This is a genomic window from Escherichia sp. MOD1-EC6475 (genome assembly GCF_003046645.1).
Taxonomy (GTDB): Bacteria; Pseudomonadota; Gammaproteobacteria; order Enterobacterales; family Enterobacteriaceae; genus Escherichia; species Escherichia ruysiae.
This window is the reverse complement of record NZ_PZKQ01000023.1, coordinates 1-24,979: the sequence shown is the minus strand read 5'-3', so window position 1 is coordinate 24,979 and position 24,979 is coordinate 1. Positions and strand designations below refer to the sequence as shown.

Sequence of the window (24,979 nt, the reverse complement as noted above, 5' to 3'; positions counted from 1 at the left end):
AATGGCATACCTGGTGGCAGTAACCGCCTGCGTCAGCGGCGTGGCGCATACTTATATGGCGGCAGAACGGCTGGAAAAATTATGCCAGCAAGAGAAGTGGGGCGTCAGCATTGAAACCCAGGGGGCGCTGGGAACGGAGAATCGTTTAGCGGACGAGGATATCCGTCGGGCAGATGTCGCGCTGTTGATTACGGATATCGAGCTTGCCGGTGCCGAGCGATTTGAGCATTGTCGCTATGTTCAGTGCGGTATCTACGCGTTCCTGCGAGAGCCGCAGCGGGTAATGAGCGCGGTACGAAAAGTGCTCTCTGCGCCGCAGCAAACCCATCTTATTCTGGAGTAGTCGGTTTTTCTGTCAGTTGACTGTGATACTGCCGACGATACTCCGACGGCGAGCGTTCGGTGTTTTTACGAAACAGACGGCAGAAGTAGTTACTGTCGACGAAGCCGCAGGCGTGCGCCACTTCTTTTACCTTCAGGTCATAGCCTTTCAACAACGTTTTTGCATGTTCCAGCCGTGTATGATTCAGGTATTCGTTAAAGCCCGTCGCACCCGTTTTTTGAAACAGATGGGAGAGGTAATTGGGCGAAATATAGAATGCCTGCGCGACAGATTCACGGGTTAGCGCGGAGGCATAGCGTTCATCGATATAATCACGAATCGCTTCAAATAGTGCCTGGCTGCGTGAGGCGGTCTGGATTTGGCTGCCGAGCAAGTCGCGGCAGTGGCTAAGCAGACTCGCGACGATAAGCCTTGCCGTTTGCTGCTCCTGTGGCTGCATTTGCATTTCATTGAGCGTTTGCAACAAGAATGAACCAATGCGCGGGCCGCGTCGGGCGACGTGCTGCTTTGCCAGATTTTGGTATTGCTTTCCATCCCATTGCACGACGCTGAATCCGAGCTGCTGTTTGCCAAACAGTACGCTGAAGGTGGTGGCGGGTGTTTGCCATTGCGGGAAGTTCCAGCCGCCAGCGGGAACGTATAGTACATCGCCGGGAACTAACGTTGCGCCAGCGCCGGTATCAACAAACTCACCTTCCAGCACAATTTCCAGCCGTGGAAAATCGACCCGATATGCGAGATCGGGAGCCGGACCGTTGGTGCAGGCAAAGTAAATCTGGCGCAGCGACAGCGGGCCGTTTATCAGGCGGGAGAGCAGATAGCTGACGTCGTGATACATGTTATTCCCTTAGGTATGTAGACGGGAAAACAGTAACTGGCATTATGAAAAAAGGCCACCTGAAAAGTGTGGCCTGATGAGAGTTCGATGTAAACATTGCGGCAGTTGTATTGCCGGATGCGGCGTAAACGCCTTATCCGGCAAATAGCACCTGACTGATAATTACTGATTACCCACCTGATCGCCATACGGCAGAGTGTCGTAATCGATCAGCGCATTTTTCTTATACGGGTTGCCAATCCAGCGGGTGGTTTCTTTGAACTGCGGGTTCACCACCGAACGGGTTGGATCGTAACCGTCGTAAGATAAGCCCGCCAAATCCGACCAGGTGTGGATCAGTTCTGCCAGGCTGTATTTACGATCGACATCCTGCGAGAAATCACGCGGATGAGTCGCCTGCCATTTTTCCGACGTCCACAGCAGGAACGGAATGGTGTACATGTGGCGCGTCGGATTATCTTCGTTACGCCCCTGGGTTTTGTGTGGCGGCGTGTCGTAAACCTCTTCACCGTGGTCAGAGAAATAAACCAGGAAACCGTTCGGATCGGTCGCTTTAAAGTCTTTAATCAGGCTTGCCACCACGTGATCGTTATACAGGTTAGCGTTGTCGTAATCGTTATACGACTCCAGCTCTTCTGCGCTTAATCCTGGTGGGACATGATCGGTATTGCCATCAAACTTGCCCTGATCTTCCGGGTAACGGTACTTGTATTTGATATGTGTACCCAGCAGATGAACGATGATCAGTTTCTTCGGCGCGGGGTCCTTCAGCACTTCCTGGAACGGCTTCAGCACGTTAGTGTCGTATTCACGTGCACTCTGCGTACGTTGCTGGTTCATGTAGTACTGCTTGTCGGTCTGGCGCGAAAATACCGTCAGCATGGTATTGCGGGCGGTCATCGTCTGCTGGTTGGTGATCCAGAAGGTTTTATAACCCGCCTGTTTCATCATGTTCATCAGCGACGGCTGCGTCAGATACAGATCCGGGTTCTTTTCGTTGGCGAAAGTCAGCGCCTGTTGCAGGATTTCAATGGTATACGGACGAGACGTAACCACGTTATTAAACACGGTCAGATTCGGATCGGTTTTATGCAGCGCATCCAGCTCCGGCGTGGTCTCGCGCGGATAACCGTACAGACTCATGCGTCCACGCTGGGTTGACTCGCCAATCACCAGTACCAGGGTGCGCGGTTCGTTACCCGATTCATCTTTGAAATTAGCCAGTGGCGGTAATGCATTATTTTCATTCAGCAGCTTCGTCAGCGAGTTAAGTTGCTGGCGATACTGATAATAACCGGTCAGAAATTGCCACGGGGCGGCAGGTTCCATGCGCGATGCCAGGTTATCCAACGTTTTCTCAAACGGCTTGTTTTTGATAAACGTATTCATGGCGATCGGATGCAGAATCAAACCGTAAAGCAGGGCAAAAGAGACGATATAACGCCACGGCTTCGGAATATAGACCGGGCGCAGGCGTGTCCACAGCAGAACAGCCACCGCCGTATAGGCCAGCGCGATAAGCACAATCTTCAGGCTGAAATACTGGCTTAAATACTCGCTGGCTTCGTTGGTGTTGGTTTCAAACATCACAAACAGAACGCTCTGCGAGAACTCCTGACCGTAGATGACGTAGTAGCACAGCGCCGCCAGAGAGGCCGCCCACAGCACCACGCCGATCACTGCGGCAATAATTTTAATCCGCTTCGGAAAGAGGAATACCGGGATCAACCACAGCGAACTGAACAGCAGTGAGTCGCGAATGCCGTTGGTGCCGCTGTAGCCGCTGATGTAAATAATGGCCTGTAACAGGGTAGAGAAAAACCAAAAGTAGAGCAGTGCCCAACCCAGGGCTTTCCAGCTAAAAAGGGGGTTAGTCTGGACTTCAGTGGAATGCATAGTAAGAACCCGTTTTGGATAATAGCGCCGAATGTAAGGACAAAACCTTAAGGATATCTGAAGGGATATCCAGAATCTGGGTGAAATGCAGACAGAAATATATTGAAAACGAAGGTGTTAGAACAGAAGTATTTCAGAAAACCCTCGCGCTATTGCACGAGGGTTGAGAGAGGATGGGGGTTAGCCAGTATTACGCATACCTGCTGCAATTCCGGCAATAGTGACCATCAACGCTTGTTCGACGCGGGGATCCGGCTCCTGGCCTTCTTTTTCTGCCTGGCGGGAGCGGTGCAGCAACTCTGCCTGCAGTACGTTCAGCGGGTCAGTGTATATATTTCGTAGCTGAATAGACTCGGCAATCCACGGTAGATCGGCCATCAGATGGGAATCGTTGGCAATTGCCAGCACCACTTTGATGTCTTCTTCTTGCAGATTGCGTAACTCTTTACCTAACGGCCACAGCTCTTTGTCGACCAGGCGTTGGTCATAGTATTCCGCCAGCCACAGGTCTGCTTTGGCGAAGACCATTTCCAGCATTCCCAGACGCGTTGAGAAGAACGGCCAGTCGCGGCACATGGCTTCCAGTTCGCTCTGTTTGCCGTCTTCGACCACTTTTTGCAGCGCAGTACCCGCACCCAGCCAGGCTGGGAGCATCAGGCGGTTTTGCGTCCAGGCGAAGATCCACGGAATTGCGCGCAGTGATTCGACGCCACCGGTCGGGCGACGTTTCGCCGGGCGTGAACCTAACGGCAGTTTGCCCAGTTCCTGTTCCGGCGTGGCGGAGCGGAAGTATGGAACAAAGTCTTTGTTTTCACGCACATAACCACGGTAGAGATCGCAGGAGATGACCGATAGTTCATCCATAATGTGACGCCAGCTCTCTTTCGGCTCCGGCGGTGGCAGCAGGTTGGCTTCCAGAATCGCCCCGGTGTACAGCGACAGGCTGCTGACAGTGATTTCCGGCAGACCGTATTTAAAGCGAATCATCTCGCCCTGTTCGGTCACGCGCAGGCCGCCTTTCAGGCTTCCTGGCGGTTGCGATAGCAGCGCCGCATGAGCCGGTGCGCCGCCGCGACCAATAGAACCACCGCGACCGTGGAACAGCGTCAGTTCAATACCTGCTTTTTCGCAGGTTTTGATTAACGCATCCTGTGCCTGATATTGCGCCCAGGAAGCCGCCATCACGCCCGCATCTTTTGCCGAGTCGGAATAGCCAATCATCACCATCTGTTTGCCCTGAATCAGGCCGCGATACCAGTCGATATTCAGCAACTGGGTCATGACATCGTTAGCGTTGTTCAGGTCATCGAGAGTTTCAAACAACGGAGCCACCGGCATTGCAAACCCGATACCCGCTTCTTTCAACAGCAGGTGGACAGCCAGTACGTCAGACGGCGTTTTCGCCATTGAGATCACGTAGGCGGCAATTGAACCTTGCGGTGCTTCGGCAATCACCTGACAGGTATCAAGCACTTCGCGCGTTTCGGCGCTCGGTTGCCAGTTGCGTGGCAGAAGCGGACGTTTGGAGTTCAGTTCGCGGATCAGGAACGCCTGTTTGTCGGCCTCTGACCAGCTTTCGTAGTCGCCGATGCCGAGGTAGCGGGTCAATTCACCCAGTGCTTCAGTATGACGGGTGCTCTCCTGACGGATATCAATACGCACCAGTGGTACACCGAAACATTTCACGCGGCGCAGAGTATCGAGCAGATCGCCGTTGGCGATAATGCCCATACCACACGCTTGCAGGGACTGGTAGCAAGCGTAGAGCGGCTCCCACAGTTCTTCATTCTGCGTCAGCAGACCTTCCGGCTTCGGCAGTTCTTCACCTTTCAGGCGCGCTTCCAGCCATGCCTGGGTTGCCATCAGGCGGGAACGCAGGTTTTTCATCAGATAGCGATACGGTTCTGCGGCACCTTCTTCGCCGACCAGCGCCAGCAGTTCAGGGGTTGCTTCAACCATCGACAGTTCAGAAACCAGCACCTGAATATCTTTCAGGAACAGGTCTGTTGCTTTCCAGCGGCTGAGCAGAAGTACGTGACGGGTAATGTCTGCGGTGACGTTCGGGTTGCCGTCGCGGTCGCCGCCCATCCACGAGGTAAAACGCACCGGAACAAATTCGACGGGCAGTTTGTAGCCGAGATTCTCTTCCAGTTGTTCGTTTAGTTCGCGCAGGTAATTCGGTACGCCTTGCCACAGGCTGTTTTCTACTACGGCAAAGCCCCATTTGGCTTCATCTATCGGGCTTGGGCGCAGCTTACGGATTTCATCGGTATGCCATGACTGGGCGATCAACTGGCGCAGGCGGCGCATCAGTTGGTTGTGTTCGTAGTCAGCGATATCTTTGTTGTCGAGCTGTTTTAAGCACGCGTTCACTTCCACCATTTTGTGGATCAGTGTACGGCGGGTAATTTCGGTTGGGTGCGCAGTGAGAACCAGTTCCAGCGACAGTGATTCCACCGCTTTTTTGATGGTGTCTTCGCTCAGTTCCGGCTGGTTTTTCAGTTTACGCAGGGTGCGGGCGATCACTTCCGGGTTGCTGGCTGCCTCGCCTTTCGGTGAAATGCTGTGGTATTGCTCGGCGGTGTTGGCCAGGTTCAGGAACTGACTAAACGCACGCGCAACGGGCAGCAGCTCGTCGTTCGACAAATTTTGTAAGGTGGTGAGCAACTCCTGGCGGTTAGCATCATTGCCAGCGCGTGAAGATTTGGACAACTTACGGATAGTTTCTACGCGTTCAAGAATGTGTTCTCCCAACGCATCCTTGATGGTTTCTCCCAGCACTTTGCCGAGCATACTGACATTACTACGCAATGCGGAATATTGTTCGTTCATATAACCCCAGACACCCCATCTTATTGTTTGAAGCCCGGTATCCTTCACGTCGCATTGGCGCGAATATGCTCGGGCTTTGCTTTTCGTCGTCTTTTATAAAGCCACGTAAAAGCGGTGACGTCAAATGCTGCGAAATCGCTTCAGCAAACGAATAACTAGCAGGAATTTACGCCATTAAATTCACGATGATTTAAATAAGCGTAACTTATGGGAATGTTAAAAAATCACCATACATAACACCAAAGGTGTAGGTCGGATAAGATGCGCAAGCATCGCATCCGACGTTATTGTGGCACTGGAGTTTGGCAACAGTGCCGGATGCGGCGCGAGCGCCTTATCCGGACTACGTTTTAATGCCAGCAGAAATGGTGAATGACCTGGGTGATCAGTTCGCGGGTGGGCTTGATAAACCGTGTCTCCAGATATTCATCAGGCTGATGGGCTTGATTGATGGAACCCGGCCCCAGTACCAGCGTCGGGCATAACGTCTGAATAAACGGTGCTTCGGTACAGTAGTTCACCACTTCGGTCTTTGCACCGAGTAATTTCTCAACCACTTCAACCAGTTGATGATTCGGCGGGCACTCGTAACCAGGGATCGGCGGATGCAGCTCTTCGACCGTCAGACGACCCGGCCAGCGTTCGCTCACCGGAGCCAGCGCGTCGTTGAGTAAGCCATTAAGTTCATTGAGCGTCATGCCAGGCAACGGACGAATATCCATATGCAACTCGCAGCAAGCGCAAATACGGTTAGAGGCGTCGCCGCCGTGAATATGCCCAAGGTTGAGCGTGGGATATGGCACGGTAAACGCTTCGTAGTGATAACGCTCTTTCAGGTTATCGCGCAATTGCAAAATATGACCGATGGCGTCGTGCATCAGTTCGATAGCGTTAACTCCGCGCGACGGATCGCTGGAATGCCCCGACTGACCCAGAATGCGAATGGCATTGGAGATGTGGCCTTTATGCGCGCGTACCGGTTGTAGCGACGTCGGTTCGCCAATGATGGCGCAGTCCGGGCGCAGGGCGGTAGTTTCGGCAAAATAACGCGCTCCTGCCATACTGGTTTCTTCATCGGCAGTCGCCAGAATGTAGAGCGGTTTTGCAAGCTTCGTGACGTCGACATCGCGTAGCGCATCAAGGATAAACGCAAAAAAGCCTTTCATGTCGGCGGTGCCTAAGCCGTAAAGCTTGCCGTCATGCTCCGTCAGTGTAAACGGATCGCGCGTCCAGCGACCGTCATCAAATGGCACCGTATCGGTATGCCCCGCCAGCAACAAGCCGCCAGCCCCCTGTCCGCAACTGGCCAGCATATTAAATTTGTTGCGAGTTCCTGGCACAGGCTGCACTTCCACATTGAAGCCTAAATCTTTAAACCAGTCCGCCAGCAGAGTGATTAAATCTGCATTGCTTTGATCGAGTGCCTCTTCCGTGGCGCTTATTGAAGGTGTGGCAATCAGAGCACGGTAAATCTCGATAAATGGCGGTAATTTGTTTTTCATTGTTGACACACCTCTGGTCATGATAGTATCAATATTCATGCAGTATTTATGAATAAAAATACACTAACGTTGAGCGTAATAAAACCCACCAGCCGTAAGGTGAATGTTTTACGTTTAACCTGGCAACCAGACATAAGAAGGTGAATAGCCCCGATGTTGAATACGCTGATTGTGGGTGCCAGCGGCTACGCTGGCGCAGAGCTAGTGACCTATGTAAATCGCCATCCGCATATGAACATAACCGCTTTGACTGTTTCAGCGCAAAGCAATGATGCGGGAAAGTTAATCTCCGATTTGCATCCGCAGCTAAAAGGCATCGTTGATCTGCCGTTGCAGCCGATGTCGGATATCAGCGAGTTTAGCCCAGGGGTGGACGTGGTGTTTCTCGCCACCGCCCATGAAGTCAGCCACGATTTAGCACCGCAATTTCTTGAAGCGGGCTGCGTGGTGTTCGACCTTTCCGGCGCGTTTCGTGTTAACGACGCTGCCTTCTATGAAAAATATTACGGCTTTACCCATCAATACCCGGAACTGCTGGAACAGGCCGCTTATGGTCTGGCGGAGTGGTGTGGCAATAAATTAAAAGAAGCGAACTTGATTGCGGTGCCGGGCTGTTATCCGACGGCGGCACAACTGGCGCTGAAACCGTTGATTGATGCCGATCTTCTCGACCTCAGTCAGTGGCCGGTGATTAACGCCACCAGCGGTGTGAGCGGAGCGGGACGTAAGGCAGCGATTTCAAACAGCTTTTGTGAAGTTAGCCTGCAACCGTATGGTGTCTTTACCCATCGCCACCAGCCGGAGATCGCCACGCATCTCGGTGCTGACGTTATCTTCACCCCGCATCTGGGCAATTTCCCGCGCGGCATTCTCGAAACCATTACTTGCCGCCTGAAGCCTGGCGTGAACCAGGCGCAAGTGGCGCAAGCGTTACAGCGGGCGTATGCCCATCAACCGCTGGTGCGTCTGTATGACAAAGGCGTTCCGGCGCTAAAAAACGTCGTCGGGCTGCCGTTCTGCGATATCGGGTTTGCCGTTCAGGGCGAGCATCTGATTATTGTGGCGACCGAAGACAATTTATTGAAAGGTGCGGCGGCACAAGCGGTACAGTGCGCCAATATTCGTTTTGGCTATGCCCAAACGCAGTCTCTTATTTAAGGGTGCAATGATGAATCCATTAATTATAAAACTGGGCGGCGTATTGCTGGATAGTGAAGAGGCGCTGGAACGTCTGTTTAGCGCACTGGTGAATTATCGTGAGTCACATCAGCGTCCGCTGGTGATTGTCCACGGCGGCGGCTGCGTGGTGGATGAGCTGATGAAAGGGCTGAATCTGCCGGTGAAAAAGAAAAACGGCCTGCGGGTGACGCCTGCGGATCAGATAGACATTATCACCGGGGCGCTGGCGGGAACGGCAAATAAAACCCTGCTGGCGTGGGCGAAGAAACATCAGATTGCTGCCGTAGGTTTGTTTCTTGGTGACGGCGACAGCGTCAAAGTGACCCAGCTTGATGAAGAGTTAGGTCATGTTGGACTGGCGCAGCCAGGTTCGCCTAAGCTTATCAATACGTTGCTGGAAAACGGTTATCTCCCGGTGGTTAGCTCCATTGGCGTAACCGACGAAGGGCAACTGATGAACGTCAATGCTGACCAGGCCGCGACGGCGCTGGCGGCAACGCTGGGCGCGGATCTGATTTTGCTTTCCGACGTCAGCGGCATTCTCGACGGCAAAGGGCAACGTATTGCTGAGATGACCGCCGCGAAAGCAGAACAACTGATTGAGCAGGGCATTATTACTGACGGCATGATTGTGAAAGTGAATGCGGCGCTGGATGCTGCACGCACGCTGGGGCGCCCGGTGGATATCGCCTCCTGGCGTCATGCGGAACAGCTTCCGGCACTGTTTAACGGTATGCCGATGGGTACGCGGATTTTAGCTTAAGTTTTGTTGGCCGGAGGCGCAGCTTTCCGGCATTGAATTTCAAAATAAGGAAACAGAGTTATGGCACTTTGGGGCGGGCGTTTTACCCAGGCAGCAGATCAACGGTTCAAACAATTCAACGACTCACTGCGCTTTGATTACCGTCTGGCGGAGCAGGATATTGTTGGCTCTGTGGCCTGGTCCAAAGCCCTGGTAACGGTAGGCGTGTTGACCGCAGAAGAGCAGGCGCAACTGGAAGAGGCGCTGAACGTGCTGCTGGAAGAGGTTCGCGCCAGGCCACAACAAATCCTTGAAAGCGACGCCGAAGATATCCATAGCTGGGTGGAAGGCAAACTGATCGACAAAGTGGGTCAGTTAGGCAAAAAACTGCATACCGGGCGTAGCCGTAATGATCAGGTAGCAACCGATCTGAAGTTGTGGTGCAAAGATACCGTTGGCGAGTTGCTGACGGCTAACCGGCAGCTGCAATCGGCGCTGGTGGAAACCGCGCAAAACAATCAGGATGCGGTAATGCCGGGTTACACGCACCTGCAACGCGCCCAGCCGGTAACGTTCGCGCACTGGTGCCTGGCCTATGTTGAGATGCTGGCGCGTGATGAAAGCCGCTTGCAGGATGCGCTTAAGCGTCTGGATGTCAGCCCGTTAGGCTGTGGCGCACTGGCGGGAACGGCCTATGAAATCGATCGTGAACAGTTAGCAGGCTGGCTGGGCTTTGCCTCGGCGACACGTAACAGTCTGGACAGCGTTTCTGACCGTGATCATGTGCTGGAGCTGCTTTCTGCTGCCGCCATCGGCATGGTGCATCTGTCGCGTTTTGCCGAAGATCTGATTTTCTTTAACACCGGCGAAGCGGGATTTGTGGAGCTTTCTGACCGCGTGACTTCCGGTTCATCATTAATGCCGCAGAAGAAAAATCCGGATGCGCTGGAGCTGATTCGCGGTAAATGCGGTCGGGTGCAGGGCGCGTTAACCGGCATGATGATGACGCTGAAAGGTTTGCCGCTGGCTTACAACAAAGATATGCAGGAAGACAAAGAAGGTCTGTTCGACGCGCTCGACACCTGGCTGGACTGCCTGCATATGGCGGCGCTGGTGCTGGACGGTATTCAGGTGAAACGCCCGCGTTGCCAGGAAGCGGCGCAGCAGGGTTACGCGAACGCCACTGAACTGGCGGATTACCTGGTGGCGAAAGGCGTGCCGTTCCGCGAGGCGCACCATATCGTGGGTGAGGCGGTGGTGGAAGCCATTCGTCAGGGCAAACCGCTGGAAGATCTGCCGCTCGCCGAGTTGCAGAAATTCAGCCAGGTGATTGGCGAAGATGTCTATCCGATTCTGTCGCTGCAATCGTGCCTCGACAAGCGCGCGGCAAAAGGCGGTGTTTCACCGCAGCAGGTGGCACAGGCGATTGCTTTTGCAAAGGCTCGGTTAGGGTAACGCTCCCCTGAGAATGGGGCGTTTGCCTGATGCGCTTTGTTTATCATGTCTACGTAGTGTTGCACTTTGTAGGCATGATAAGACGCGACAGCGTCGCATCAGGCAGTATTCTGTTGACCTTAAATTTAACGCCCAACCAGAACCATTATTTGTTACATGCCTTTTTATTCTTGCTTTACTCTCTCTATAAAAATCATTTTTAAATATACCAGGCGATACACAGTTTAATTAATTGAATATAATTAATTTCTATTGTTGTGTTTGTTTTTAAGATTGATGGTATTTATTATGTGATTATTTAACACGTTGTTTTAACGATGATGATTAATAGTGTAGGTCAAATTTGAGGATGTTTTTGCTCCTCGGTGGAAATTTTTATTTTTAATGTGATCACGGTTGAATAATCACCCTTTCTCTCTTGTATGGTAGTAGGCGCAAAATTAAGTTTGAAGCGTCTATTTACAACACAGGAGATTGCAATAATGAAAATTATTGCTGCGGACGTTTTTGTTACTTGCCCCGGGCGTAATTTCGTTACGCTTAAAATAACCACTGAAAGCGGACTTTGTGGGCTGGGAGATGCCACGTTAAATGGTCGCGAATTGTCGGTCGCTTCTTATCTGAAAGATCATCTTTGCCTACAATTAATTGGCCGCGATGCCAGCCGTATCGAAGATATCTGGCAATTCTTTTATAAAGGCGCTTACTGGCGACGTGGCCCCGTCACGATGTCGGCCATTTCTGCCATTGATATGGCGTTGTGGGATATCAAAGCGAAAGCAGCCAATATGCCGCTGTATCAATTGCTTGGCGGTGCTTCTCGTGAGGGCGTGATGGTTTATTGCCATACCACCGGGCGCACGATTGATGAAGTCCTTGAAGACTATGCGAAGCATCAGCAGATGGGCTTTAAGGCGATTCGTGTGCAGTGCGGTGTGCCTGGGATGCAAACTACCTATGGCCTGGCGAAGGGCAAAGGGCTGGCGTACGAACCGGCAACCAAAGGTCAGTGGCCGGAAGAGCAGTTGTGGTCGACGGAAAAATATCTCGATTTCACGCCGAAGTTATTCGAGGCGGTGCGCAATAAGTTCGGTTTTAACGAACATCTGTTGCATGACATGCACCATCGCCTTACCCCCATCGAAGCGGCGCGTTTTGGAAAGAGCATTGAGGATTACCGCCTGTTCTGGATGGAAGATCCAACGCCTGCCGAGAATCAGGAATGTTTCCGTTTGATTCGCCAGCATACCGTGACGCCGATTGCGGTCGGTGAAGTGTTTAACAGTATCTGGGACTGCAAGCAGTTAATCGAAGAGCAGTTAATTGACTATATTCGCACGACGATTACCCATGCAGGCGGCATTACCGGAATGCGGCGGATTGCTGATTTCGCATCGCTTTATCAGGTACGTACCGGTTCGCACGGTCCTTCTGATTTATCGCCCATTTGCCATGCGGCGGCGCTGCATTTTGACCTCTGGGTGCCAAACTTCGGCGTTCAGGAGTACATGGGCTATTCCGAACAAATGCTTGAAGTCTTCCCGCATAGCTGGCGCTTCGAGGAGGGGTATATGCACCCGGGCGACGCGCCTGGGCTGGGTATTTCTTTCGATGAGAAACTGGCGGCGAAATATCCGTATGGCCCGGCGTATCTCCCCGTCGCACGACTGGAAGATGGCACATTGTGGAACTGGTAATAACGGTTCGCTTAATTATTTTCTGAATAATCATCAAATCGATTAATTCCGCTCAAGGAGCTAAAAATGGACGTTGATGTGTCAACCAGTGTTGCGGGTAATAAACCGCAACGGATTCGTCGTATTCAGACAGTGACGTTGGTTTTATTATTTATGGCGGGGATCGTTAATTTCCTCGACCGTTCGTCGTTGAGTGTGGCAGGAGAAGCAATTCGTGGCGAGTTAGGATTATCGGCGACAGAATTTGGCGTTTTGCTTTCTGCATTTTCTCTGTCTTATGGTTTTTCACAACTTCCTTCCGGTATTTTGCTAGACCGCTTTGGTCCACGAATAGTCTTGGGCGCAGGTTTAATATTCTGGTCATTAATGCAGGCATTAACAGGAATGGTTAATTCTTTTAGCCACTTTATTTTAATGCGTATTGGATTGGGTATTGGCGAAGCGCCGTTTATGCCTGCGGGAGTGAAATCTATTACCGACTGGTATGCGCAAAAAGAACGCGGCACGGCGCTGGGGATTTTTAACTCATCTACCGTTATCGGCCAGGCCATCGCGCCTCCTGCTCTTGTATTGATGCAACTGGCATGGGGCTGGCGGGCGATGTTCGTTATCATCGGCGTAGCGGGGATTCTGGTTGGGATCTGCTGGTACGCGTGGTATCGCAACCGGGCGCAGTTTGTCCTGACCGACGAAGAACGGACGTATCTCTCCGCGTCGGTTAAACCGCGTCCACAGCTGCAATTTAGCGAGTGGCTGGCGCTGTTTAAGCACCGGACAACCTGGGGGATGATTTTAGGTTTCTCTGGCGTTAACTATACCGGTTGGCTCTACATCGCGTGGTTACCCGGCTATTTGCAGGCTGAGCAAGGTTTCAGTCTGGCGAAAACGGGCTGGGTGGCGGCGATTCCTTTCCTCGCGGCGGCAGTCGGAATGTGGGTTAACGGTATTGTTGTCGATCGACTGGCGAAAAAAGGCTACGACCTGGCGAAGACGCGTAAAACGGCTATTGTTTGCGGTTTAATGATGTCGGCATTAGGAACGTTGCTGGTCGTGCAATCTTCCTCGCCTGCGCAAGCGGTGGCGTTTATCTCAATGGCGCTGTTCTGTGTGCATTTTGCGGGAACATCTGCATGGGGACTGGTTCAGGTGATGGTGTCAGAAACAAAAGTGGCTTCCATCGCCGGGATTCAAAACTTTGGTAGTTTTGTCTTTGCTTCCTTTGCCCCGATAGTGACCGGCTGGGTGGTGGATACCACGCACTCATTTAATCTGGCGCTGGTTATCGCAGCCTGTGTGACCTTCACTGGCGCACTGTGTTACTTCTTTATCGTCAAAGATCGCATTGAGTAAGTCTGGCAGCCTGGCCCTCCGCTGGAGGGTCGGAATAAATAAAAAAAAAGCGGATCCTGGAGATCCGCAAAAGTTCACGTTGGCTTTAGTTATTCGAGTTGAGAAACTCTCGAAACGGGCAGTGACTTCAAGGGTTAAAGAGGTGCCGCTCCGTTTCTGTGAGCAATTATCAGTCAGAATGCTTGATAGGGATAATCGTTCGTTGCTATGCTACCTATCGCCATGAACTATCGTGGCGATGGAGGATGGATAATGAATATTCGTGATCTTGAGTACCTGGTGGCACTGGCCGAACACCGCCATTTTCGGCGAGCGGCAGATTCCTGCCACGTTAGCCAGCCGACGCTTAGCGGGCAAATTCGTAAGCTGGAAGATGAGCTGGGTGTGATGTTGCTGGAGCGGACCAGCCGTAAAGTGTTATTCACCCAGGCGGGAATGCTGCTGGTGGATCAGGCGCGTACCGTGCTGCGCGAGGTGAAAGTCCTTAAAGAGATGGCAAGCCAGCAGGGCGAGACCATGTCCGGGCCGTTGCACATTGGTTTGATTCCTACGGTCGGGCCTTACCTGCTACCGCATATTATCCCGATGCTGCACCAGACTTTCCCGAAGCTGGAAATGTATCTGCATGAAGCGCAGACCCACCAGTTACTGACGCAGCTGGACAGTGGCAAACTCGACTGCGTGATCCTCGCGCTGGTAAAAGAGAGCGAAGCATTCATTGAAGTGCCGTTGTTTGATGAGCCAATGCTGCTGGCAATCTACGAAGATCATCCGTGGGCCAACCGCGAATGTGTACCAATGGCCGATCTGGCAGGGGAAAAACTGCTGATGCTGGAAGATGGTCACTGTCTGCGCGATCAGGCGATGGGCTTCTGCTTTGAAGCGGGGGCGGATGAAGATACACATTTCCGTGCGACCAGCCTGGAAACGCTGCGTAATATGGTGGCGGCAGGTAGCGGCATCACCTTGCTGCCTGCGCTGGCAGTGCCGCCGGAGCGTAAACGCGACGGCATTGTCTATCTGCCGTGCATTAAACCTGAACCGCGTCGCACTATTGGTCTGGTTTATCGTCCTGGCTCACCGCTGCGTAGTCGTTATGAACAGCTGGCAGAGGCCATCCGCGCAAAAATGGATGGCCATTTCGATAAAGCGTTAAAACAGGCGGTTTAAGCCGTTTAGTGCCGCTACCCGATAGGCTTCCGCCATTGTCGGGTAGTTAAAGGTGGTGTTAACGAAGTACTCAATGGTGTTGCCGCCACCTTTCTGTTCCATAATCGCCTGACCAATATGAATAATTTCGGCAGCGCGCTCGCCAAAGCAATGGATCCCCAGAATCTCTTTTGTTTCCCGATGGAACAAGATTTTCAGCGTACCCACGTTCATACCAACGATTTGCGCTCGCGCCAGATGTTTGAACTGGGCGCGCCCCACTTCATACGGCACTTTCATCGCGGTCAGCTGCTGTTCGGTTTTACCGACTGAGCTGATTTCCGGGATGGTGTAGATGCCGGTAGGGATATCTTCAATCAGATGCGCGGTGGCTTCACCTTTTACCAGCGCCTGCGCGGCGATGCGCCCCTGGTCGTAGGCCGCCGAAGCCAGGCTCGGATAACCAATCACGTCGCCCACTGCGTAAACGTGCGGCTGTGCGGTCTGATACATGCTGTTGACCTTAAGCTGTCCGCGACTGTCAGTTTCCAGCCCAATGTTCTGTAACGCCAGTGAATCGGTATTACCGGTGCGACCGTTGGCATAGAGCAGACAGTCGGCTTTCAGTTTCTTGCCTGACTTCAGGTGCATGATTACGCCGTCGTCGCAACCTTCAATCTTCTCGTACTCTTCGTTGTGACGAATGACCACACCGCTGTTCCAGAAGTGGTAGGAGAGAGAATCTGACATCTCTTGATCAAGAAAAGCCAACAAACGATCGCGGGTGTTGATCAGATCCACTTTCACATCCATTCCACGGAAGATCGATGCGTATTCGCAGCCGATCACCCCGGCTCCGTAGATAAGCACGTGGCGTGGTTCGTGATGCATGCTAAGAATCGAATCGCTGTCGTAAATGCGTGGATGGGTAAAATCAACGTCTGCTGGATGATATGGGCGAGAACCGCAGGCAATAACAAATTTTTCTGCGGTCAGCGTTTCGACCGTGCCGTCCGGGCAATCCAGCGCCAGCGTATGTTCGTCAACAAAGCGGGCGTTCCCCTGCAATATTTCGCAGTGATTACGTTCGTAAAATCCCTGACGCATACGTGTTTGTTGATTAATCACGTTATCGGCATGGTTAAGGATATCGGCAAAAGAAGAGCGGAGCAGTCGCGAATGGTCGCTGTAAAGTGGGTTTTGATTAAATTCTATAATGCGGCTGACGGCGTGACGGAGGGCTTTCGACGGGATGGTGCCCCAGTGGGTGCAACCGCCGCCAACATTTTGATAACGCTCGATAACTGCGACGCGCGCGCCTTGCTTAACCAGGCCCATTGCAGCGCCTTCGCCGCCGGGGCCGGAACCTATTACTATGGCATCGTAATCGTAGGAATGTGGCATGGTAGGGCTTACCTGTTCTTATACATAAAAGCAACAGAATGGTAACATTTTATCGCGAGTAAGCCAATTGATCCCCGTCATTTATCCGGCTATATCGTGAGCGGCCTTTGTGTTGTCTGCCCCTTTTTCATTTCATTAATTCACTATTAATCGCTTTTTCTTGTGACTGGCAGTTTTATCTTGCTGAAGTGTGCTTTTTTGTTATTGTCTTTGTGAAATCTTCTTATAAAACAAATATATAAATATTTTATATTGATGGCGCATTTGTATTTATACCATCAATAAAATCCGTCAATTAGCCTGTTTATCTATAAATAAGGGAATAGCAGATGATCGAACACTATATTCGTGGGTTTGAGGAAGAACTGCGCGAGATTCGCCATCGGATCCATGAAAACCCGGAGCTGGGGTTACAGGAGTTTCAAACCAGCGCGTTGGTAGCAGAAAAGCTGCGACAGTGGGGCTATGAGGTAGAGCAAGGGCTGGCGACGACCGGCGTGGTTGCCACCTTAAAAGTGGGCGACGGAGAGAAAAGTATTGGTTTGCGGGCGGATATGGATGCGTTACCGATTTATGAAAATAGCGGCAAACCCTGGTCCAGCAAACAACCTGGTTTGATGCATGCCTGTGGGCATGACGGACATACCACAATATTGCTGGGTGCCGCGCGCTATCTTGCCGAAACCCGCCGCTTTAACGGCACGTTGCGTCTCATCTTTCAGCCAGCCGAAGAGATGATCAACGGCGGTGAGATTATGGTTAAAGAGGGGCTTTTTGACCGTTTCCCCTGCGATGTGATTTTCGGTATGCACAACATGCCGGGTCTGCCGGTTGGCAAGTTTTACTTCCAGCCCGGGGCGCTGATGGCGTCAATGGATCAGTTCCACATTACGGTTCGTGGTTGTGGTGGACACGGTGCGATCCCCCACAAAGCCATCGACCCGGTGCTGGTCGCGGCACATATCACCACCGCATTACAAAGCATTGTGTCGCGCAATGTCGATCCACTGGAAGCGGCGGTAATTACCGTCGGCAGCATTGTTGCGGGTGAGGCTGCTAACGTCATTCCGGATAGTGCTGAGATGAAAATCAGCGTCCGCTCTCTTAGCCGTGAAACCCGGCAACTCCTTCTGTCCCGTATTCCTGCATTGGCGCAAGCCCAGGCCGTCAGCTTTGGCGCTACGGCTGATGTGACGCATGTTAACGGCACTCCGGTATTAGTGAATGATGAGGCGATGGCGCGCTTTGCCTGCCAGGTGGCCTGTGAAACGTTTGGTGAAGACAGGGCTGAGTTTGGCATCAAGCCGCTGATGGGCAGTGAAGATTTCTCTTTCATGCTGGAGGCCCAGCCAAAAGGCGCTTTCCTGTTGTTCGGTAATGGTGATGTCGGGGAAGGTTCCTGCATGGTGCATAACCCCGGATACGACTTCAACGATGCAAGTCTGGTGCCGGCAAGTAGCTACTGGGGCGCGCTGGTGGAAGCCTGGTTGCAATAAATAAAACAACACACAACAACACATTCTGGCAAGGAACATGGAATGACGGCGATCGTAAATGAATCGGTGGGCGTAAAGAAAAAGCCCAGCGGTAAGCGGGTGATTTTTGCTTCGGCGTTTGGCAATGCGCTCGAATTTTTTGATTTTGGCGTTTACAACTTTTTTGTGGTCTATATCAGTACACTTTTCTTTCCTCCCAGTGCCGATCATAACGTCGCGCTGTTACTGGCATTTGCGACTTTTGGCGTGAGCTTTTTTATGCGCCCGCTCGGTGGGATTATCGTTGGTGCCTGGGCCGATCGCTTCGGGCGCAAACCGGCAATGGTGTTCACTATTGCCCTGATAGCCTCGGTACGCTGATGATCGGTATTGCGCCGACCTATGCGACGGCGGGCTACTGGGGAACGGCGACGCTGGTGCTGGCGCGTCTGATTCAGGGCGTTGCGGCAGGTGGTGAAGTCGGCGCCTCAATGTCTTTGCTGGTTGAGTCTGCGCCGGCAAATCGTCGCGGCTTTTACAGCAGTTGGTCGCTGGCGACCCAGGGGCTGGCAACGACCTTTGGTGGCGTCGTCGCTTTAGGGTTGAGTGCATGGCTGCCGTTTGCCACAGGTTCAGAGACCGTAATGGCGGAATGGGGCTGGCGAGTGCCGTTTTTTATTGGTGTGCTGTTAGCACCCATCGGTTGCTGGCTACGCCTGAGTCTGGAAAATGATGCGCCTGAAGTGGCGAATAAGAAGAGTGCTGCTGCCAGCGAAAGTACGTTTTCCCTGCTTCTGCAACATAAAGCGACTCTCGCTAACGGTGTTTTACTCGCGATTGGCAGTACGGTAGCAACCTATATCTCCCTCTTTTACTACGGCACCTGGGCGGCGAAGTATCTGGCGATGCCTCAACATTATTCTCATGCAGCGATGTTACTGGCGGGTGTTATTACCTTTGTGGGGGCGCTGCTGGTGGGGATGCTGTGTGATTCGGTCGGGCGTAAAAAGCTGATTTTAATCTCCCGTGTGATGGTGCTTCTCTGTAGCTGGCCTTCGTTCTGGCTGTTGGTGAATTACCCAAGCCCTGGCATGTTGCTGACGGTGGTTTTCGTGATGGTCAGCTTTACTACGCTTGGCGGTGTGCCGGTAATGTTGCTGATTTCCGAACTATTGCCGAAACGGATTCGGGCATTGGGCTTCGCGCTGGTTTATAGCATTGGTGTGGCAATTTTTGGTGGTTTTGCACAATATTTCGCCACGCAATCTATCGTGTTACTGGATAGCCTGACGGCTCCGGCGTGGTATCTGGGCGGAGGCACGTTGCTGTCGATGCTGGCGTTGTTGTTTGTGAAAGAACCAGCCAAAGAGCTTCAGTAAATATGTTTTATTGCGTTACCGTTCATTCACAACACTGGAGCAATCCAGTATGTTCATTCTCTGGTATAGTGCCAGCAGTACTTTTGGCAAGGATTCAGACATTGTGATGGGCGTAAGAGCGCAACAAAAAGAAAAAACCCGCCGTTCGCTGGTGGAAGCCGCATTTAGCCAATTAAGTGCTGAACGCAGCTTCGCCAGCCTGAGTTTGCGTGAAGTGGCGCGAGAAGCGGGCATTGCTCCCACCTCTTTTTACCGGCATTTCCGCGACGTAGACGAACTTGGTCTGACCATGGTTGATGAGAGCGGTTTGATGCTGCGCCAACTCATGCGCCAGGCGCGTCAGCGTATTGCCAAAGGCGGGAGTGTGATCCGCACCTCGGTCTCCACATTTATGGAGTTCATCGGTAATAATCCTAACGCCTTCCGGTTATTATTGCGGGAACGCTCCGGCACTTCCGCTGCGTTTCGTGCCGCTGTTGCGCGTGAAATTCAGCACTTCATTGCGGAACTTGCGGACTATCTGGAACTCGAAAACCATATGCCTCGTGCGTTTACTGAAGCGCAAGCCGAAGCAATGGTGACGATTGTCTTCAGTGCGGGTGCTGAGGCGTTGGACGTCGGCGTCGAACAACGTCGGCAATTAGAAGAGCGACTGGTACTGCAACTGCGAATGATTTCGAAAGGGGCTTATTACTGGTATCGCCGTGAACAAGAAAAAACCGCAATTATTCCGGGAAATGTGAAGGACGAGTAATGAAACAAGCAAATCAAGATAGAGGTACGCTGCTGCTGGCGCTGGTTGCAGGCTTATCGATCAATGGTACTTTTGCGGCGCTGTTTAGCTCCATTGTGCCATTTTCTGTATTCCCGATTATTTCCCTGGTGCTGACAGTTTACTGCCTGCATCAACGTTATCTTAATCGTACTATGCCAGTAGGCTTGCCGGGGCTGGCTGCCGCCTGTTTTATTCTCGGCGTTCTGCTGTACAGCACCGTGGTTCGTGCGGAATATCCGGATATCGGTTCTAACTTCTTCCCGGCTGTGTTGTCGGTCATTATGGTGTTCTGGATTGGCGCGAAGATGCGTAACCGTAAGCAGGAAGTTGCTGAGTAATCGGTAAGATGCCGGATGCTGGCGCATCCGGCATGGGTTTTACTTCGCCGTCAGTAACACGCCGCACTCCATATGGTGCGTGTAGGGGAACTGATCAAACAGAGCCAGACGTTCAACTTTGTGCGTCTGGCTTAATGTTTCCAGATTCTTACATAACGTTTCCGGGTTGCAGGAAATGTACAAAATACGCGGATACGTCTGCACCATTTTCTCGGTTTCACTGTCCAGACCGCTGCGCGGCGGGTCGACAAAAATGGTTTCGCACTGATAACTCTTTAAATCGATACCCTGTAAACGGTTAAATTCGCGCACACCATTCATTGCCTGGGTAAATTCTTCCGCTGCCATACGAATAATTTGTACGTTATCAATATGGTTAGCGGCAATGTTGTATTGCGCAGCAGCGACCGACGGCTTAGCGATTTCGGTGGCTAATACTCGATCAAAATTGCGCGCCAGAGCTAATGAAAAATTACCGTTGCCGCAGTACAGCTCCAGTAAATCGCCTTTTGAGCCTTTGGTTACGTCCAGCGCCCATTCCAGCATCTGAATGTTCATCGCCGCGTTCGGCTGAGTGAAACTGTTCTCCACCTGACGGTAGATCATCTCTTTCCCTGCGACCGGCAGACGTTCGTCGATGTAATCTTGATCCAGCTCGATTTTGGTTTTCGTTGCCCGACCAATCAGATGCACATTCAGGTTCTGCGCTCGCAGTGCATCGCGCAGGGCTTCTGCCTGCTGGCGCCATTCGTCATCCAGCTTTTTATGGTACAGCAGGGAAACCACCGCCTGATTACTCATCGTGGTGAGATAATCAATCTGGAACAGCTTATGGCGTAGAACAGGATTATTGCGCACACCCGCAATCATCGCGCCCATCAACTGATTGATAAGTTCACTGGCGGCGGGGAAGCTATCCACGCGGATGCGGCTTTTGGTTTGTTGATCGAAAATGATGTGGTACAGGTCATCGCCATCGTGCCAGATGCGGAACTCTGCACGCATCCGGTAATGGCTGACCGGCGAGCGAAACACTTCCGGAACCAGGTCAGAAAACGGCGCCATCATACTTTGCAAACGTACCACTTTTTCGGCTAACTGCGCTTCATACTGTTCTGTTGGAAGGTGTTCGGGGGTCATGATGTATCCTGAAAATGAAATGTACGCGGCGATTGTAGGGATTGCTCATCAGATGTCCAGATCTTGATGTATTCCTATTTGTGAGCTACGTCTGGACAGCAACTTGTTACAACCTGTAGCATCCTCTCGCCGGTCCTGTGAGTTAATAGGGAATCCAGTGCGAATCTGGAGCTGACGCGCAGCGGTAAGGAAAGGTGCGATGATTGCGTAATGCGGACACTGCCATCCGGTGGGAAGTCATCATCTCTTTGTATCTTCAGATACCCCTCCAAGCCCGAAGACCTGCCGGCTAACGTCGCATCTGGTTCTCATCATCGCGTAATATTGATGAAACCTGCGGCATCCTTCTTCTATTGTGGATGCTTTACAATGATTAAAAAAGCTTCGCTGCTGACGGCGTGTTCTGTCACAGCCTTTTCCGCTTGGGCACAGGATACCAGCCCGGATACTCTCGTCGTTACTGCTAACCGTTTTGAACAGCCGCGCAGCACTGTGCTTGCTCCCACTACCGTTGTGACGCGTCAGGATATCGACCGCTGGCAATCGACCTCAGTCAATGATGTGCTGCGCCGTCTCCCGGGCGTGGATATCACCCAAAACGGCGGTTCAGGTCAGCTCTCATCTATTTTTATTCGCGGCACTAACGCCAGTCATGTGTTGGTGTTAATTGATGGTGTACGCCTGAATCTGGCAGGGGTGAGTGGTTCTGCTGACCTTAGCCAGTTCCCTATTGCGCTTGTCCAGCGTGTTGAATATATCCGTGGGCCGAGATCCGCCGTTTATGGTTCCGATGCAATAGGCGGGGTGGTGAATATCATCACGACACGCGATGAACCCGGAACGGAAATTTCAGCGGGATGGGGAAGCAATAGTTATCAGAACTACGATGTCTCTACGCAACAGCAGTTGGGGGATAAGACTCGGGTAACCTTGTTGGGCGATTACGCTTATACCCATGGTTATGATGTTGTCGCCTATGGCAATACCGGAACGCAAGCGCAGCCAGATAACGATGGTTTCTTAAGCAAAACGCTTTATGGTGCGCTGGAACATAATTTTACCGATGCCTGGAGCGGCTTTGTGCGCGGCTATGGCTATGATAATCGTACTAATTATGACGCGTATTATTCTCCAGGCTCGCCGCTGCTCGATACTCGCAAACTCTATAGCCAAAGCTGGGATGCCGGGCTGCGCTATAACGGCGAGCTGATTAAATCACAACTGATTACCAGCTACAGCCACAGCAAAGATTACAACTACGATCCGCATTATGGTCGTTATGATTCGTCCGCAACGCTTGATGAAATGAAGCAATATACCGTCCAGTGGGCAAATAACGTTACCGTTGGCCACGGTAATATTGGCGCGGGCGTTGACTGGCAGAAACAGACTACGACGCCGGGTACTGGTTATGTTGAGGATGGGTATGATCAACGTAACACCGGTCTCTATCTGACCGGATTGCAACAAGTCGGCGATTTTACCTTTGAAGGTGCTGCACGCAGCGACGATAACTCACAGTTTGGTCGTCATGGAACCTGGCAAACGAGTGCCGGTTGGGAATTCATCGAAGGCTATCGTTTTATCGCTTCTTATGGCACGTCGTACAAGGCACCTAATCTTGGGCAACTCTACGGCTTCTACGGTAATCCGGATCTGAATCCTGAGAAAAGCAAACAGTGGGAAGGGGCGTTTGAAGGCTTAACAGCTGGAGTGAACTGGCGTATTTCCGGATATCGTAACGATGTTAGTGACTTGATCGATTACGATGATCACACCCTGAAATACTACAACGAAGGGAAAGCGCGGATTAAGGGCGTCGAGGCGACCGCCAATTTTGATACCGGACCGCTGACGCATACGGTGAGTTATGATTATGTCGATGCGCGTAACGCGATTACCGACACGCCGTTGTTACGTCGCGCTAAACAGCAGGTGAAATATCAGCTCGACTGGCAACTGTATGACTTCGACTGGGGTATTACTTATCAGTATTTAGGCACTCGCTATGATAAGGATTACTCATCTTATCCTTATCAAACCGTTAAAATGGGCGGTGTGAGCTTGTGGGATCTTGCGGTTGCGTATCCGGTCACCTCTCATCTGACTGTTCGTGGTAAAATAGCCAACTTGTTCGACAAAGATTACGAGACAGTCTATGGCTACCAAACTGCAGGACGGGAATACACCTTGTCTGGCAGCTACACCTTCTGAACCACGTCCCACCGTGCTGGTGTTTGACTCCGGCGTCGGTGGGCTGTCGGTCTATGACGAGATCCGGCGTCTCTTACCGGATCTCCATTACATTTATGCTTTCGATAATGTCGCTTTCCCGTATGGCGAAAAAAGCGAAGAGTTTATTGTTGAGCGCGTAGTGGAAATTGTCACTGCGGTGCAAGAGCGTTATCCCCTTGCGCTGGCTGTAGTGGCCTGCAACACCGCCAGCACCGTTTCACTTCCTGCTTTGCGCGAAAAGTTCGCTTTCCCGGTTGTCGGCGTCGTGCCGGCGATTAAACCCGCAGCGCGTTTGACCGCTAATGGTATTGTTGGATTGCTGGCAACACGCGGTACGGTGAAACGTTCTTATACCCATGAGCTGATTGCGCGTTTCGCTAATGAATGCCAGATAGAGATGCTGGGCTCGGCAGAAATGGTTGAACTGGCTGAAGCGAAGCTGCATGGCGAAGAAATTTCTCTGGATGCGCTAAAACGTATCCTGCGCCCATGGTTAAGAATGAAAGAGCCACCAGATACCGTTGTTCTGGGTTGTACTCATTTCCCTCTATTACAAGATGAACTGTTACAGGTGCTGCCAGAGGGAACCCGACTGGTAGATTCTGGCGCAGCAATTGCGCGCCGAACGGCCTGGTTGTTAGAACATGAAGCCCCGGAAGCAAAATCTGCCGATGCGAATGTTGCCTTTTGTATGGCAATGACGCCAGAAGCAGAACAATTATTGCCCGTTTTACAGCGTTATGGCTTCAAAACGCTCGAAAAATTGGCAGTTTTAGACTGATTTGGTTGAAACTTGCGCGGTTGGAAATTTATTTTAAATTTCCTCTTGTCAGCTCAGAATAACTCCCTATAATGCGCCACCACTGACACGGAACAACGGCACGCAAGCCGCCGGGTCAGCGGGGTTCCACGGAGGACCTCACGAAGAAAAGCAAAATTAAATGCTTGACTTCGAAGCGGGAAATCGTATTATGTACACCCCGCGCCGCTGAGAAAAAGCGAAGCGGCACTGCTCTTTAACAATTTATCAGACAATCTGTGTGGGCACTCGAAGATACGGATTCTTAACGTCCTCGGACGATAAATGAATATCAAGTCTCAAGAGTGAACACGTAATTCATTACGAAGTTTAATTCTTTGAGCATCAAACTTTTAAATTGAAGAGTTTGATCATGGCTCAGATTGAACGCTGGCGGCAGGCCTAACACATGCAAGTCGAACGGTAACAGGAATCAGCTTGCTGATTCGCT

18 protein-coding genes, 1 rRNA gene, 1 pseudogene and 1 riboswitch are annotated in these 24,979 nt (G+C 51.8%); of the genes and pseudogenes, 14 read left to right on the top strand and 6 right to left on the bottom strand.

Annotated features, from left to right (window positions below):
• The first annotated feature begins 1 nt into the window (after position 1).
• Entirely contained in the window at positions 2–343 is a 342-nt protein-coding gene (locus A7589_RS07630) for a PTS fructose-like transporter subunit IIB (RefSeq protein ID WP_000323855.1), read from the top strand.
• Here A7589_RS07630 and A7589_RS07625 read toward each other — a convergent pair.
• From A7589_RS07625 to argE, 4 genes are all read right to left on the bottom strand, one after another.
• Entirely contained in the window at positions 330–1,181 is an 852-nt protein-coding gene (locus A7589_RS07625; protein ID WP_000274606.1) for an AraC family transcriptional regulator, read from the bottom strand. The two genes, A7589_RS07630 and A7589_RS07625, sit on opposite strands and share 14 nt — an antisense overlap.
• 162 nt (positions 1,182–1,343) lie before the next feature.
• Positions 1,344–3,077, bottom strand: coding sequence for a phosphoethanolamine transferase CptA (locus A7589_RS07620; RefSeq protein WP_000556329.1), 1,734 nt, complete (start codon positions 3,075–3,077; stop codon positions 1,344–1,346).
• 180 nt (positions 3,078–3,257) lie between these two features.
• On the bottom strand, positions 3,258–5,909 hold the full coding sequence (gene ppc, locus A7589_RS07615) for a phosphoenolpyruvate carboxylase (protein ID WP_001005563.1): 2,652 nt from the start codon (positions 5,907–5,909) through the stop codon (positions 3,258–3,260).
• A gap of 350 nt (positions 5,910–6,259) precedes the next feature.
• Complete coding sequence (gene argE / locus A7589_RS07610; RefSeq protein WP_010353983.1) at positions 6,260–7,411, bottom strand: acetylornithine deacetylase; 1,152 nt, start codon at positions 7,409–7,411, stop codon at positions 6,260–6,262.
• Positions 7,412–7,564: 153 nt separating this feature from the next.
• Here argE and argC point away from each other — a divergent pair, with 153 nt between their 5' ends.
• The 6 genes from argC to oxyR all read left to right on the top strand — a co-directional run bounded on the left by argC (position 7,565) and on the right by oxyR (position 15,004).
• Complete coding sequence (argC, locus tag A7589_RS07605) at positions 7,565–8,569, top strand: N-acetyl-gamma-glutamyl-phosphate reductase (RefSeq protein WP_000935357.1); 1,005 nt, start codon at positions 7,565–7,567, stop codon at positions 8,567–8,569.
• Positions 8,570–8,576: 7 nt separating this feature from the next.
• Positions 8,577–9,353 (top strand): acetylglutamate kinase, encoded by a 777-nt coding sequence (argB, locus tag A7589_RS07600; protein WP_001362445.1) that lies wholly within the window; start codon positions 8,577–8,579, stop codon positions 9,351–9,353.
• A gap of 60 nt (positions 9,354–9,413) precedes the next feature.
• On the top strand, positions 9,414–10,787 hold the full coding sequence (gene argH, locus A7589_RS07595) for an argininosuccinate lyase (protein ID WP_001230104.1): 1,374 nt from the start codon (positions 9,414–9,416) through the stop codon (positions 10,785–10,787).
• Positions 10,788–11,269: 482 nt separating this feature from the next.
• Positions 11,270–12,484: a D-mannonate dehydratase ManD gene (manD, locus tag A7589_RS07590; protein WP_108188793.1), complete on the top strand. Its 1,215-nt coding sequence runs from the start codon at positions 11,270–11,272 to the stop codon at positions 12,482–12,484.
• Between the two features lie 66 nt (positions 12,485–12,550).
• Positions 12,551–13,834 carry an MFS transporter gene (locus tag A7589_RS07585; RefSeq protein ID WP_105282707.1) on the top strand — a complete coding sequence of 428 codons (1,284 nt, stop codon included), beginning with the start codon at positions 12,551–12,553 and terminating at the stop codon, positions 13,832–13,834.
• A gap of 252 nt (positions 13,835–14,086) precedes the next feature.
• The gene (oxyR, locus tag A7589_RS07580) at positions 14,087–15,004 is read left to right on the top strand and encodes a DNA-binding transcriptional regulator OxyR (protein ID WP_001025945.1); all 918 of its coding nucleotides are present in this window, start codon (positions 14,087–14,089) and stop codon (positions 15,002–15,004) included.
• Here oxyR and sthA read toward each other — a convergent pair.
• Entirely contained in the window at positions 14,987–16,387 is a 1,401-nt protein-coding gene (sthA, locus tag A7589_RS07575; protein ID WP_001120822.1) for a Si-specific NAD(P)(+) transhydrogenase, read from the bottom strand. The two genes, oxyR and sthA, sit on opposite strands and share 18 nt — an antisense overlap.
• 329 nt (positions 16,388–16,716) lie before the next feature.
• Here sthA and A7589_RS07570 point away from each other — a divergent pair, with 329 nt between their 5' ends.
• From A7589_RS07570 to A7589_RS07555, 4 genes and pseudogenes are all read left to right on the top strand, one after another.
• Positions 16,717–17,883, top strand: coding sequence for a M20 aminoacylase family protein (locus tag A7589_RS07570; protein ID WP_000569590.1), 1,167 nt, complete (start codon positions 16,717–16,719; stop codon positions 17,881–17,883).
• Positions 17,884–17,925: 42 nt separating this feature from the next.
• Positions 17,926–19,241: pseudogene (locus A7589_RS07565) on the top strand (citrate-proton symporter).
• Positions 19,242–19,344: 103 nt separating this feature from the next.
• The gene (gene fabR / locus A7589_RS07560) at positions 19,345–19,995 is read left to right on the top strand and encodes an HTH-type transcriptional repressor FabR (protein ID WP_001309117.1); all 651 of its coding nucleotides are present in this window, start codon (positions 19,345–19,347) and stop codon (positions 19,993–19,995) included.
• On the top strand, positions 19,995–20,354 hold the full coding sequence (locus tag A7589_RS07555) for a YijD family membrane protein (protein WP_000806411.1): 360 nt from the start codon (positions 19,995–19,997) through the stop codon (positions 20,352–20,354). Before fabR ends, A7589_RS07555 begins: the two co-directional genes overlap by 1 nt.
• A 39-nt stretch (positions 20,355–20,393) precedes the next feature.
• On the opposite strand, the gene trmA is transcribed toward A7589_RS07555, so the two are convergent.
• On the bottom strand, positions 20,394–21,494 hold the full coding sequence (gene trmA, locus A7589_RS07550) for a tRNA (uridine(54)-C5)-methyltransferase TrmA (RefSeq protein ID WP_000186993.1): 1,101 nt from the start codon (positions 21,492–21,494) through the stop codon (positions 20,394–20,396).
• 113 nt (positions 21,495–21,607) lie between these two features.
• Positions 21,608–21,798: riboswitch (cobalamin riboswitch) on the top strand.
• A 65-nt stretch (positions 21,799–21,863) separates the two neighbouring features.
• Here trmA and btuB point away from each other — a divergent pair.
• From btuB to A7589_RS07535, 3 genes are all read left to right on the top strand, one after another.
• Positions 21,864–23,708: a TonB-dependent vitamin B12 receptor BtuB gene (gene btuB, locus A7589_RS07545; RefSeq protein WP_010356873.1), complete on the top strand. Its 1,845-nt coding sequence runs from the start codon at positions 21,864–21,866 to the stop codon at positions 23,706–23,708.
• Positions 23,653–24,510: a glutamate racemase gene (gene murI / locus A7589_RS07540; protein ID WP_016231501.1), complete on the top strand. Its 858-nt coding sequence runs from the start codon at positions 23,653–23,655 to the stop codon at positions 24,508–24,510. Before btuB ends, murI begins: the two co-directional genes overlap by 56 nt.
• Positions 24,511–24,883: 373 nt before the next feature.
• A 16S ribosomal RNA gene (locus A7589_RS07535) occupies positions 24,884–24,979 on the top strand; the annotation flags it as partial.